This is a genomic window from Yersinia nurmii (genome assembly GCF_001112925.1).
In the GTDB taxonomy this organism is placed as follows: Bacteria; Pseudomonadota; Gammaproteobacteria; order Enterobacterales; family Enterobacteriaceae; genus Yersinia; species Yersinia nurmii.
In genome coordinates this window covers 37,122-49,526 of record NZ_CPYD01000014.1, presented here as the reverse complement: position 1 = coordinate 49,526, position 12,405 = coordinate 37,122, and the positions used below count along the sequence as shown (strand labels likewise).

The following is a 12,405-nucleotide window of genomic DNA, read 5'->3' as shown; positions in this document are numbered from 1 at the left end:
GTTTATATGAAATATAAGTTTATTGAGATGCTTAATACTTTCCTTAGTTCTGTAGGGCGTGATGATTTAGTTAATAAAAATCTTGATTGCCACTCTACCATTCAACTTGAGCTTGACGGAAGAGAGGCTATTAATGTTGATATGCACAGCGATGATATTATTCTCTGGATGTCACTATCTGAATACATCCCATCTAGAATCGAGCTGGTTGGGGGGAGGCTACTTAACTCAATATTAGAATATCAGTCCTCTTGCTTTCAACCAGGACAGCCAGAGTTACTTGTCCATGATAATGTATTAATTATGAGCGCTGTTTTGCATAGTTCTGCATTGGATGATTTGAATCTGTTTGCTAATAGTCTGGAAGAGTTCTTCAGTCGTAGCACGCATCTTGAAGAAATTTTGATTTATTAAATTATGGGATTATTTGATTATGGTGCACATCCAACCAGAATAAGCGGTGTGTTAATCGAGGCTCCATTACCGAGGTGTTTCATCGGTGAGATATGTATGATTAAACGCTCTTTGACTGATGGAGAGTTAATCGCTAAAGCTCAGGTTATCGGTTTCTGCTCAGGGCAAACTCTATTAAGCCTAATAGGTCGAGTTCAGGGGCTTTCTCTTGATGTGGTTATTTTTCCATTGGGTAGACCCTTTCAGTTTCCTATGAGCGGATATTTGTTAGGAAAAGTATTTAAGGCCTCGGGTGAGGAGGTTCAGTCTTTCTACAATTATTCTGAACCTACCAATAACCAACCGCTGCAGTGGAGGAATATAGATTCATCGCCACCAGAAATCACACAGAGGCGTCCAATTGGTAACAGATTTGATACGGGAATCAGAGCGATTGATGGTTTACTTACCTGCGGCAGAGGGCAGCGTTTGGGTATTTTCGCAGCGGCTGGTGCAGGCAAAACTTCGTTGATGAATATGATAATAGCGCATTCTGATGCTGATGTTTGTGTTGTAGCTTTGGTTGGAGAGCGGGGACGAGAAGTGACAGAATTCATTAATGAAATAGCTGATTCTCCTCGTCGAAACTCAACCGTTCTGGTTTATGCTACCTCCGATAGCCCTTCGGTGGAGCGTTGCAATGCAGCGTTGCTGGCTACATCAATAGCGGAATATTTTCGTGATTTAGGAAAGAATGTAGTGCTATTTGTTGATTCTATGACGCGCTATGCCAGAGCACTTAGGGATGTTGCGCTGTCAGCCGGGGAGTTACCCGCCCGGCGTGGTTATCCAGCTTCTGTATTTGAGCAACTTCCTTCTTTATTAGAGCGACCAGGGAATATGCAACAAGGCTCTATTACGGCTTTCTATACAATATTGCTAGAAAGTGAGGAGGAGATAGATCCCATTGGTGATGAGATTCGCTCAATTCTAGATGGTCATATTTATCTTAATTATAAATTAGCCGGGCGAGGGCATTATCCGGCCATTGATATATTAAAGAGCGTCAGTCGAATTTTTCCGAAGATCGTGACTCCGGAGCATTATCAGTCTGCCATAGATTTACGGGATATGTTGACCCGATTAGATGAAATTCAACTTTATCTGGATTTAGGAGAGTATCAGCGTGGTGAAAATCAGGAAAATGATCGAGCATTAGATCGAAAAGAGGAAATAGAACAGTTTTTAAAACAGAAGGCGGGTATGAAGAGTTTGTTTTTGGAGACACAAAGAGCATTACATGAACTTACTTCTTAAAGGTAGAAATTACTTACGTTTACTTGAAAAAAAACTGAAGCGTTCCCAGAGTGAATTGAACTCAATAAATAAACAAATAGCATTAGTGAGTGAGAAAATTGAAAGTATCTCTACACGGCTCGATACTTTAGATATACAAGCTGGATTATTCGATCAGAACATGGAATTTACCAGAGAGGATTTTTTTGATAATCGCCGCCAAAAGACAATAGTTTTGACAGAAATATCCTTATTAAAATATCAGATAGAAACACTGGATGGGGATTTACAGCAGCTAAAGCATAATAGAAATATAAGCGTCAGGCGAGTCATGGATTTTAATATAAAGTGCGAAAAGTTCCAAAAATATCTTACTGGGTTACGCTACAACCGTAGTTTAAAATCTGAGACTTCAAGGGAAAATGAAGTCGAGGAGCTATCGGTTCATGGTGGTATTCGAATCTAAAATAAACCCGGTATTTAATATCGGACATCATGAGACGGTATCAATCAAAGATGCTGTATCCAAGTCTTTGATCACCGATTCGGTGCTAGTTTCTGTGGCAATGTTACCTGAGAGTGAGCCTCTCACTGATGAGAAGCTAAGTAAGGTTAAACCGCCGTTTCTAAAAACTAGTTTATCTTCTGATGGTGAACAGCAGGAGGTCGGGTTGCTGCTTGCACCTTTAGTTATTATAAAAGCATTATTACACATTAAACAGGGAGTATCTTTTAATGCTCAGCCTGAAGTGAGAAAAATACATGATACAGCATTAACCTCTTTATTTAGCCATGAGTCTATTCATATGTGTTCAGTCGCTAAGAACAAGGATACTGGTAACCAAATAGGATTACCTAGCTCTAAGGTTCTTAGAACCTTATCTAATATGTTGAACTTCACCAGTACTCGTACTGATTCATCTATGTCTGCGGGTCAGTGTGAATTACATCAATATCACGTTGAACATCATTCGCGAGATATGTGCACGCCAAGTCGGAACTCAGGTGAGAAGAGTAGAGAGATATTGATTTCATCGCTACAGAATAAAGAACTTATTGACGTAATGAGAGCCACGGGGGGCGAGCAATTAGTATTGGAGTCAGAGTGTCTTTCTGAGCCTATTGGATTGAGTTGGTCAAGAGAAGTGGACGCAACGGATGGATTTTTAGGTAAGGTAGGCATGCCTGGGTTACAGAAAATAGATCTAACGCCTACGTTTTATGGTGATGAAACAGGAATTTTAGATGATTTTTTTGAGAATGTGATGAGCAAGTATATTCCCTTACCACCTGAGAACTCAGAGCATACATCACGTGGGTTACATTATCGATTTTCGTCATGGAGTGATACTCCTTCAGTCAGAATTCAGCTAGCAAAGATGCAGAAAATATTTGCAACGGTTTCTGATGAGAACGTGCAGTTTATTTTAAATGAAAATTATCATTTGCTGGAAACAGAACGGACGATGATCTTTGAACCACGTAAAAAATACAGAGAAAGAAGATTCGACTATGGATACTCGGATCAGGAAGAAAAACCATAATGTTTAATTTTCGGCGGGCCACTCAGGAGCATGCACTAATAATAAAACAGCAGTTTGACTATGAACCACAAGTGCTGTCGGAAACGATAGTAGCCAATAGAACATATGCTATTTTCCAGCTTTGTTGCTCTAAAGAGAGGTTAATTGGAGCTATCGATCTTGTTGATTGGTGCCGATATATTTGGCCAGAAATGGCTGGACTAGCTTGGGAATACATCTGTGAACAGAAGCTATTAGAATTATTTAAAAATGAAGTTTGTGATAAAAAAATATTTTCTGGAGTTTATTCATTACAAAACATTGATATTTTATCTGAGGAAACAGAACAGAAGCATTGGTTGAAAGTTCGTGAAAACCCAGTTGGCTGGATTTTATTGTCCCGTGCACCAATTTATTTAATGCCAGTCAAAGGAAAAATTGAATCTTTAAGACATCTATCGATAATGAGTAGATGGATTATAGGAACCAGTAACATAAGTTATAGATTATTAAATTCATTGGAGTTGAGAGATGTTCTTTTAGTGCAAAATACTTTAATGCAACTTAAGGTATCAGATAGAGCCATAGCAACATTTTTATATCAAGATCAGGGAGCGACTATTGTGGACATATTAGTTGATAATGAAGATGATACTGAAAATGATTTTTTGGATATTTTGAATGAGAATCCTGACGAAGAACTAATCACTCTTCCTATAAAATTATCAGCAATATCAGTGGTTTTAACTTTTGTTCTTAGTAAAAAGTCCATAAGTTTGGATGAGCTATCAAAAATTCAGGCTGGATTTCAGTTTGAACTAGAACCAGAAATAGAGAAAAAAATACAAATCTACGCGAATAATCACCTGTTTGCTGAAGGCGAATTAATTTATATTGATGATGCTTTAGGAGTTGAAGTAACAAAAATGGCCACTTTAGGCAAGATAGAGTAGATAAAAATGCCTGATGATATATCGCTTATTGCAATAATAGCAATTGCTTCACTGTTGCCATTTATTATAGCTTCTGGCACTTGTTTTTTAAAAATATCAATTGTTCTTATTATGGTTCGTAATGCGATGGGAGTACAACAGATCCCGTCTAATATTGCATTGAACGGAGTTGCATTACTTCTATCTCTTTTTGTGATGATGCCCGTAATTAGTGATATTAACGAGTACTCAAAAATGAGAAAAGTAATAATAACAGACTCAACCTCGATTGAGGAATTTATTGATGGAGGGCTGGGTAAATATAAATATTATTTAAATAAATACTCTGATCCTGAATTGATTTCATTTTTTGAATCTGTTCAACTTGGGCGTAGCGAGGAAGACGTTGATATTGAAAATGAAGGTGCATCCCTATTTTCACTTTTACCGGCTTATGCACTCAGTGAGATAAAGTCTGCTTTCGAGATCGGTTTTTATATTTACCTGCCTTTTGTTGTGATTGATTTAATTATCTCAAGCATACTGTTGGCACTAGGTATGATGATGATGAGTCCGGTGACAATTTCTGTACCTATAAAGCTTATTCTATTTGTGGCTATAGATGGATGGTCCCTGATATCTAAAGGTTTGATTATGCAATACATTGAACTTTCTCAGCAGTAGCTTATGGAACAGATCATTTATGCCAGTAATAAGGCAATGCTACTTATTGTTATCTTATCTGCTATTCCCGTATTGGTTGCGACTATAGTTGGGTTAGTTGTCGGATTAATACAGACGGTAACTCAGCTGCAGGAGCAAACTTTGCCTTTTGGTTTGAAATTACTAGCAGTATTCGGCTCATTATTTATGATTTCAGGATGGTTAGCAGATAAAATCATGAGCTTTACCCTAGAGGTATTATCTATTGCGCTTCAACCGCTAACCTAAATACTGTATGAATAATAATGTTATTAATTTATATATTTCATTATACGATACATTTAGTTCTGGCATGATTACGCTAAGCATTGCCTATTTACGCATTGCTCCCGTTTTCTTTCTCTTACCATTTTTAAACACTAAGCTGCTTAATGGAATAGTGATTAAGAATAGCCTAATTATCTATATAAGTTTAGGTCTGTGGCCATATTTATCCACAGGCGATGATGTCAGGGAACAGCGTGAAATTATTGACGTTGTATTATATGAACTATTAATCGGCATTATCTTTGCTTTTCTAATTTGTTTACCCTTTTTAGTAGCCAATATTATCGGTGAGATAATTGATAATCAGCGAGGTGCGACAATTAGTGATACAATTGATCCTGCTAATGGCATTGATTCATCAGAGTTTTCTGCATTTCTTAACTATGTTATATGCATGATTTTTCTGGCTCAGGGTGGTTTGTATAAATTAGTCGGGGCTTTTGCTGATAGTTATCGCATGATGCCATTCTGTCAGGGATTTTCTCATTTTGAACCACTGATAATGGGGACCTGGTTAAATTCATTGGTGAGTCAGGGGTTGATACTGGCATCACCGGTTCTGGTGACATTATTTCTTAGTGAGGTTGCTCTGGGGTTATATTCACGTTTTTGCCCGCAACTAAATGCTTTTTCCCTCTCTCTAGCGATAAAGTCTATTATTGCATTTAGCATTTTTTTAATTTATTTCCATAATGAAATACCGTCAATATTAGTATCTATGATAGATATGTCTCCTTTATTAGATATTTTTACGATCAAATAGATTCAGATGTTTTTATTTAAATTTCGATGAAGTATATTTTTATATGAGAATGGAATGGCAGAGAAGACTGAGAAACCTACTGACAAAAAAATCCGCGATTCTGCGAAAAAAGGGCAGAGCTTTAAAGGAAAGGATATGGTTGCTGCCGCGGTTTTGGTTTGTGGTTCCCTGGCAATTAGTGGGTTCTCTAGTCTTAAGAATATAGGGGAACTGCTACAAAAGGTGCTACTAGCGCCAGAAGAGATTAACATACCTGCCTATCTAGATGAGTTGTATCAAATTTTTCTTTATGCCGTAGTGCCTGTTTTATTATTCTGTTTATTGCCTGGGGTTTTACTTTCTTTATTGCAAAGTCGTTTCAGGCTGGCAACAGAGGCGTTAAAAATAAACTTTTCTCATCTTAACCCAATCTCAGGGATGAAAAAGATATTTGGTATCAGGCCATTAAAGGAATTAGTTAAGGCAATTTTATATTTATTTTCTTTCTCTACATCAATTTATATATTCATCATGGTATGGAAACGTGATGTATTTATGCTTTACCAGGCTCAGCTTAGTGAAATGATAGAGCAATGGTCATGGCTATGTGTTGTTTTTATTTTTGTGTTTCTCTCATCATCATTAATATTATTACTTCTGGATACTTTAGCTGAGATTTATTTGTTTATAAAAGATTTAAAAATGGAGAAGCAAGAAGTAAAAAAAGAGTATAAAGAAAGTGAGGGAGACCCAATGATAAAACATGTTCGAAAAGAGATACATATGGATATTCTGTCAGAGGAAACAAAGCATAGTATAAAAAGCTCGCAACTTGTGATGGCTAATCCAACACATATTGCTTTAGGTATTTATTTCGATCCAGAAGTCGCAGATTTCCCTGTTGTAGTGGTTAAAGCGAAGAATGCAGAAGCGCTCGCAGTTATCGCATTTGCAGAGTCGGAAGGAATTCCTGTTGTAAGAGATATCATGTTAGCACGCAGGATCTACCGTAATAGTAATATTTTTAGTTTCATCCGAGACAATGACATGCTGGATATAATTAATATTATTATTTGGTTAAAAAGAATTGAATTAGAAAACATGGGGATATATCTGCCTCCGGCAGAAGAGCTAGTTGATGAGGTAAAATCTGATACTAGTAGTGGGATTGATAGTGATGATTTTACTGATGTTAATAATAAATAATGCAAATACATCATGATGAACATAAGTGATTATAGGATTATTTATGATAATTATTCTATATTTCTCAATCGTTTTTTAAAAGATAGCGAGCGTAAGTTTCATCTAGACTGACCTTGGTATATCAGGGCCGTCTGGTTATATAACATAAGGAGAACGCGATGAGTGAATCAACGAATGTAGAACAGGCTCTGATAAATACTGCCATTACTGAAGATGAGAAATATATTGATGATGTCTGTCAGGCATTGTTGGATGGTATAACATTCAAAGATATACATGATATTCCTGAGTCTACGATGCAAGGAATCTATGCATATGCTTATGAGTTTTATCACCAAGGTAAGTTAGATGAAGCAGAAACATTTTTTAGATTCCTCAGTATTTATGATTTTTATAATTCGGATTATGTCATGGGATTAGCAGCAGTTTATCAATTAAAAAAACGTTATGACAAGGCAACTGAATTATATGCATTGGCATTTATGCTCGCGAAAGATGATTACCGACCACTATTTCATGCTGGGCAATGTAATATGATGCTAAAAAAAACTTCGGCGGCTTTGCATTGTTTTGAGACCACAGCGATTAATACAGCCAATGCTGAATTAAAACAAAAGGCTCAGGCTTATTTGTCTGCACTCAAACAAAACTTAGAAGAAAATAAACCCTGATGTAAGGGGCAGGGACGATCAACTTATTTAAAGGAATACATTATGACTATTGACCCCAGTAAACTGACCAGAGATAGAATTAATCATGCTTTATCTTTTGTTGCTGCGGGAGTGGGGCCGGGTGGGCTATTGACCGCGAAAGATAATGCCGGCAAAGAAGTTTTGGCTCTTGAGGATGCCTGTCGAGAATTAGCGGCAGAGGAACAATTGAGCCGACAACGTAAAGGTATTAACGGAGCCCCGTCGCTAACGAAACCGCAATTAATGACAAAGGCTCCTTTGGCGAGCCGGTTGCAGAATACGGCTCATTCTGAGAATCATCCTACTGAGGCTAATTTAGCGGATCAGGCTGCGCCATTAACAACGGGTAATTACTTAAATGGCAATACGGCATTACTGCAAGCCATGCTCAACTTACAGGATATTTTCCATAAAGATACTATCGGTAATATGCGGAATCGACTGAAACAGCTCAACGTCGAATCGGAAGCGATTCGCCTTCAAGGTCATGATTTAGTGGCATCTTTTGAGGAAGCAAATATTGAGCTGCGCGCGGCAAATCAACGAACGGATAGGTATACAGAAGACGTCGAGAAAGAACGCCATTTGCTAAATATTTTAAAGGCGAAGGGGCGTGCCGTTGCTCAGAAACCACACTCTTTTGGCTCACAAAATTCATTTAGTTTAGATACTTCCTCAGTGCAAAAAGATGTAGCTATCATCCCTGAAACCATGGGTGCTGATGCTCAAACTGCCTCTCATCCACAATCTGGATTGACTCGTTTAGATAAGGAAATTGCTACGGTTCAACTACGTTTGGATGCAAAAGAGAAACAGGCCGCTTACGCAGTTACTGATGCCTTAGTCATAGCAAAAAAAGCGTCTACCTCGCATGAGGAAATAGAACGGTTTCTTACAGAAGTAGGTAACCGCGCACCCGGAAGCATCGATAAGGAAAGACATATAAGTGCGTTAGGCCAACTTGCGATTCTTTCTGCTCTGCTGAAAGAGCTGATTGGGAAATTGAATCTTGATAATGCGTTACGACAAAAGGCTGTGCTGGAAAAGATAGACGAAACCGCCTGCCGTGATGCAGAAAAAAAAGCTAAAGAGTGTGAGGCATCGCAAAAAAAAGCCGAAGAGACCAGTAAGGCGGCATCCTGCGCGAGTAAAATTCTTAGTTACGTGATGATAGCTGTTTCAGTTGTTGCCACGGTTGCTACTCTCGGTGCTGCGTCTGCGTTAATGGTTTGTGTGGCCGCGGTCGGTATCGCTATGGCGGTGGCAGATGTAGTGCTTGAAGCAACAGGAAATAGCAGCTTAATGCAAATGCTCGCCAAAGAAATCGCCACTGGTATAACCAAGGTCCTGGTTGCTTGCGGCGTACCCAAGGATAAAGCGGAGGAGATTGGTAAAATTGTTGGCGTGGTATTAGCGGCTGTTGCTTTCCTTCTGATTTCTCTGGTTTCATTGTCATCCTTCGTGAAAAATATGGCATCGTCTCTTGCGAAATTCATAGGCAATGGTGTGCTTAAAGCAGGTGCAAAATTGCTGCCCAAAGCCGCAGCGCAGGCTGTAAGGAATACTGCTGGAAAGGTGGGGGATAGCCTGAGCCAAAGCATTAGCCGTGTAGGAAAGGCAATTAATAACTCAGTGAATCTTGGTGAGACGACTTTGCGCAAGGTAGAAATTGGTTCAAAAGTAACGGGTGCCGCGGTGAATGTGAACAACGTAGCGATATCTGGAACGCTAAATATTATTTCTGCTGATTATAACTTGGATGCAAAAAATATATTTGCAGATTTAACATTAAATACAGAGTTTATTCGTTCAATAAACGAATTGATTCGGCGCATGATGGAGGCACTTTCAACATTTACGAAAGTAGGCGCTGAACATTTGGATAGTATGATTGAAGGGATGCATCAATCTCAACAAAATCAATTGGCCGTGGTTAGAAGTATTGCGAATTAATTATTTTGCGATAGAACCTGATTATTAAAACAGTTTAATCTCGATAAATGGAGTTATTATGAGTTCAAACTTTAATGTCAAATCCCAAACTCATCTTTATCATCTTGCGATAAATTCCAATCAGAAAAATATTCCAATAAATTCTAGTGTATCAGATGAGGGAACAATAAATAGCCTGAATTTAAATGCTTTATCTGGTTTGCAGGAGGGATCATTAAAATTCCCATATTCGGGGGTGACTCTTGCATCCCCTCAGAGAGAAATCGATGAAAGTGTTTTGTTTGGTTTATCAAAAAATCTAAATGAATTCATGGAGCTGTATTCTCAGGACACTCCTAATAAAAGACCTTTTCCACACTCAGCGCTACAACAGACGCAGCTAGATTATTTTACAAACGTACCCGTACCTGAGTTCTTACACGAAATTTCTGGAGCCTTGATTGCACGCGAGGTTGGTGTAGATAACGTGTCCTACTTTGATGGGTTTACTTCGGATAATTTAATGATATTCATCAGAGCTATGATACAGAGGCAACGGATGACAGCGGATGAAAGCAACGCCAAGATAAACATTTTCCTGGCTTCGCTAAGCGCTACAATGGCTGAAAATGCCGCAGAATCAACAGTAAAAGAGGGCAAGCAGCAACTGCTCGGGGCCATATTCAGCTTTGTTATAGGTTCTGTCATGGTTGGCGCCGGTAGCGGTATACAGCTAGGCGGCTTAAATAAGCAAAATAAGATGCTAAATGCAGAAATCAAACCGCAGCAGCCGAATATTGCGACTAATAAAGTTAGTGATGTCAGGCAGAACGTCAATATTACGGATTCAGGAGGTGCAAGCATGAATGCGGTTGGATCAATGAAAAATAATAAAATAAGAACGCTGAATGAACCAAGAGATATGATGTCTTCCAAAGAGATACATAATCACCCCAAAGATAAGATACAAATAAAACCGGCTAGGGAACTTCCCCAAGATCTCAATTCATCGTTGAGTGCGGTCAAACCAAACAGCAATACTGGGCGTAAATTGGAGATAGTGGGCGGTGCTATTTCTAATATGGCGACTAATGGTGGCCAGATGGTTTCGGGTATCAACATGGCGGAAGTTAAAACTATTGAAGCCAACAAGATGATGCAAAATACTGCCTCAGATATAACACAGACTATTTTGCGTGAAAAAGAAAGGGCCGCTAGCGATATTAATGCGATGTTTAAAAGCATGCAGGACACGATCAACGGGATAATTTCTGGTCAAAATATGACATCTGCGAAAATCATTCGCGGCTAGATTATTCAAATTAGGGAGTAATAGTTATGATAATATCTTCAGGGAGCGCAGCGTCGATCAAACCGAATGCTAGTCAAACTGAATCTTTACATTCCCAGCTAAATAGTGGGGGCGGTGATGTGATCAATAATGACTTTTTTGATTCTATAATATCACGTTACTCAGATGATAATGATTCTTCTAATTTAAGGCGTGATTGGTTAAATTTATTGGCGAGTGAAGATTATGGGGTAAGAAAATTTACCACCTTGGAAAAAACGGGTGTAACGAAGGGTGATACTCAACGTTTAATCAATCGACTCTCAGATGATATTGATGAGAAATATGAGGTGTTATCTTCAGATTATAGTCATGATGAGATCAATATACCGCCACATATAAAAAGTCTTATTGAAGTTGTCGATATCGGTTATGAAGATTTTCAGAGTAAGCATAAAGAAATAGTTGAGAAATATAGCAAGTATTACGAAGCTTTTAGCGAGGGGCTAAGTACGCAGTCAAAATATGTTGGGGCTGGGAGTGATGCAAATAAAATTGATTTTAAAAAAAGGAGTTTTGCCGCTAGTCTAAACGATAAACTCATTATCTATAGTAATGAATCGAGTTTTTATAATACAGAAACTGGAAGGTTAAATGAAAATGCTTTTTCAAACGTAAAAGCACTTTATACATTAACGGGGGATGAAAAAAGATTTAATTATTGGAAGAAAGAACTGTCACCAGAGTTAAATGTAACTTGGGATGAAGAAAAAGGTTGTATTTATATTTTACCTAACTTGGATAATTTAAAGAGTATATTTAAAAGTCTTGAGAATTCTGATGGGGTAATAAGGAATAACCATAGTGGAAATGATGATATCGCTACAGCAACTTATCAAGCCTGGCAGGCAGGGAACGACAGCATAAAGAACCGACAGCAAAATGCTCTTAACCAGCTAACGGAAAAGTATGGCCACCATCTCAATAAGTTGGAAAACCTAATCCAGTTCTTGATTAGAGCGATAGAAGATCACGCAAAATCTAATGAACCAACGTTAAGAATTTTAGCGTAGCCAAAGGATGTTATGTCTGTTACAGATAGATCTGCCAACATTTTATACGTAGACATATTACAATGGTTGCAGAAAAACCTTGTTATGATAACTAATTGTCCGTTATCAAAAATAAATCCGGATGCGAGACTAATACTAGATTTGCATATAGATTCTCTGGAAATATTAGAGTTAGTTATTGAGGTGGAGAAAAAAACGGCTAAACCGTTGGCTGATGATGTCTGGCTACAATGGAATACGATAAATGATATTGTAGAATATATAATGCTGACTAAGGTGACGGAATGAAATAAATGTCTATTCTATATTATTTGTTATTTCAAATTTCGTCATTA

The 12,405-nt window shown here is 38.1% G+C and carries 14 protein-coding genes; all 14 read left to right on the top strand.

What is annotated here, in order from left to right; genetic code table 11:
* Positions 1-6: 6 nt before the first annotated feature.
* On the top strand, positions 7-414 hold the full coding sequence (locus AD970_RS15830; RefSeq protein ID WP_049601164.1) for an InvB/SpaK family type III secretion system chaperone: 408 nt from the start codon (positions 7-9) through the stop codon (positions 412-414).
* A 3-nt stretch (positions 415-417) separates the two neighbouring features.
* The gene (sctN, locus tag AD970_RS15825) at positions 418-1,710 is read left to right on the top strand and encodes a type III secretion system ATPase SctN (protein WP_049601162.1); all 1,293 of its coding nucleotides are present in this window, start codon (positions 418-420) and stop codon (positions 1,708-1,710) included.
* Positions 1,694-2,155: a hypothetical protein gene (locus AD970_RS15820; RefSeq protein ID WP_049601160.1), complete on the top strand. Its 462-nt coding sequence runs from the start codon at positions 1,694-1,696 to the stop codon at positions 2,153-2,155. The genes sctN and AD970_RS15820 overlap by 17 nt, the downstream gene beginning before the upstream one ends.
* Positions 2,136-3,233 (top strand): SpaN/EivJ family type III secretion system needle length determinant, encoded by a 1,098-nt coding sequence (locus AD970_RS15815; RefSeq protein ID WP_049601159.1) that lies wholly within the window; start codon positions 2,136-2,138, stop codon positions 3,231-3,233. The genes AD970_RS15820 and AD970_RS15815 overlap by 20 nt, the downstream gene beginning before the upstream one ends.
* The gene (locus tag AD970_RS15810) at positions 3,233-4,165 is read left to right on the top strand and encodes a FliM/FliN family flagellar motor switch protein (RefSeq protein WP_049601155.1); all 933 of its coding nucleotides are present in this window, start codon (positions 3,233-3,235) and stop codon (positions 4,163-4,165) included. The genes AD970_RS15815 and AD970_RS15810 overlap by 1 nt, the downstream gene beginning before the upstream one ends.
* A 6-nt stretch (positions 4,166-4,171) precedes the next feature.
* Positions 4,172-4,828, top strand: coding sequence for an EscR/YscR/HrcR family type III secretion system export apparatus protein (locus AD970_RS15805; protein WP_049601152.1), 657 nt, complete (start codon positions 4,172-4,174; stop codon positions 4,826-4,828).
* 3 nt (positions 4,829-4,831) lie between these two features.
* On the top strand, positions 4,832-5,095 hold the full coding sequence (sctS, locus tag AD970_RS15800; RefSeq protein WP_049601148.1) for a type III secretion system export apparatus subunit SctS: 264 nt from the start codon (positions 4,832-4,834) through the stop codon (positions 5,093-5,095).
* Between the two features lie 7 nt (positions 5,096-5,102).
* Positions 5,103-5,897 (top strand): type III secretion system export apparatus subunit SctT, encoded by a 795-nt coding sequence (sctT, locus tag AD970_RS15795; RefSeq protein WP_049601145.1) that lies wholly within the window; start codon positions 5,103-5,105, stop codon positions 5,895-5,897.
* Positions 5,898-5,951: 54 nt separating this feature from the next.
* Complete coding sequence (locus tag AD970_RS15790; RefSeq protein ID WP_049601142.1) at positions 5,952-7,082, top strand: EscU/YscU/HrcU family type III secretion system export apparatus switch protein; 1,131 nt, start codon at positions 5,952-5,954, stop codon at positions 7,080-7,082.
* Between the two features lie 158 nt (positions 7,083-7,240).
* Complete coding sequence (gene sicA, locus AD970_RS15785; protein ID WP_049601141.1) at positions 7,241-7,753, top strand: type III secretion system translocator chaperone SicA; 513 nt, start codon at positions 7,241-7,243, stop codon at positions 7,751-7,753.
* A 42-nt stretch (positions 7,754-7,795) separates the two neighbouring features.
* Entirely contained in the window at positions 7,796-9,727 is a 1,932-nt protein-coding gene (gene sctE / locus AD970_RS15780) for a type III secretion system translocon subunit SctE (RefSeq protein ID WP_049601136.1), read from the top strand.
* Positions 9,728-9,785: 58 nt separating this feature from the next.
* Positions 9,786-11,018 carry a hypothetical protein gene (locus tag AD970_RS15775; protein ID WP_049601135.1) on the top strand — a complete coding sequence of 411 codons (1,233 nt, stop codon included), beginning with the start codon at positions 9,786-9,788 and terminating at the stop codon, positions 11,016-11,018.
* 26 nt (positions 11,019-11,044) lie between these two features.
* On the top strand, positions 11,045-12,070 hold the full coding sequence (locus tag AD970_RS15770) for an IpaD/SipD/SspD family type III secretion system needle tip protein (RefSeq protein WP_049601131.1): 1,026 nt from the start codon (positions 11,045-11,047) through the stop codon (positions 12,068-12,070).
* A 12-nt stretch (positions 12,071-12,082) separates the two neighbouring features.
* Positions 12,083-12,358 (top strand): acyl carrier protein, encoded by a 276-nt coding sequence (locus AD970_RS15765; protein ID WP_053215279.1) that lies wholly within the window; start codon positions 12,083-12,085, stop codon positions 12,356-12,358.
* The last annotated feature ends 47 nt before the right edge of the window (positions 12,359-12,405 follow it).

Excerpts from the sequence above, each read along its gene's own strand:
- AD970_RS15820 (WP_049601160.1), top strand. The coding sequence starts at position 1,694 with ATGAACTTACTTCTTAAAGGTAGAAATTACTTACGTTTACTTGAAAAA.
- sicA (WP_049601141.1), top strand. The coding sequence starts at position 7,241 with ATGAGTGAATCAACGAATGTAGAACAGGCTCTGATAAATACTGCCATT.
- sctS (WP_049601148.1), top strand. The coding sequence starts at position 4,832 with ATGGAACAGATCATTTATGCCAGTAATAAGGCAATGCTACTTATTGTT.
- AD970_RS15815 (WP_049601159.1), top strand. The coding sequence starts at position 2,136 with ATGGTGGTATTCGAATCTAAAATAAACCCGGTATTTAATATCGGACAT.
- AD970_RS15770 (WP_049601131.1), top strand. The coding sequence starts at position 11,045 with ATGATAATATCTTCAGGGAGCGCAGCGTCGATCAAACCGAATGCTAGT.
- AD970_RS15810 (WP_049601155.1), top strand. The coding sequence starts at position 3,233 with ATGTTTAATTTTCGGCGGGCCACTCAGGAGCATGCACTAATAATAAAA.
- AD970_RS15805 (WP_049601152.1), top strand. The coding sequence starts at position 4,172 with ATGCCTGATGATATATCGCTTATTGCAATAATAGCAATTGCTTCACTG.
- AD970_RS15830 (WP_049601164.1), top strand. The coding sequence starts at position 7 with ATGAAATATAAGTTTATTGAGATGCTTAATACTTTCCTTAGTTCTGTA.
- AD970_RS15790 (WP_049601142.1), top strand. The coding sequence starts at position 5,952 with ATGGCAGAGAAGACTGAGAAACCTACTGACAAAAAAATCCGCGATTCT.
- AD970_RS15775 (WP_049601135.1), top strand. The coding sequence starts at position 9,786 with ATGAGTTCAAACTTTAATGTCAAATCCCAAACTCATCTTTATCATCTT.
- sctN (WP_049601162.1), top strand. The coding sequence starts at position 418 with ATGGGATTATTTGATTATGGTGCACATCCAACCAGAATAAGCGGTGTG.
- sctT (WP_049601145.1), top strand. The coding sequence starts at position 5,103 with ATGAATAATAATGTTATTAATTTATATATTTCATTATACGATACATTT.
- AD970_RS15765 (WP_053215279.1), top strand. The coding sequence starts at position 12,083 with ATGTCTGTTACAGATAGATCTGCCAACATTTTATACGTAGACATATTA.
- sctE (WP_049601136.1), top strand. The coding sequence starts at position 7,796 with ATGACTATTGACCCCAGTAAACTGACCAGAGATAGAATTAATCATGCT.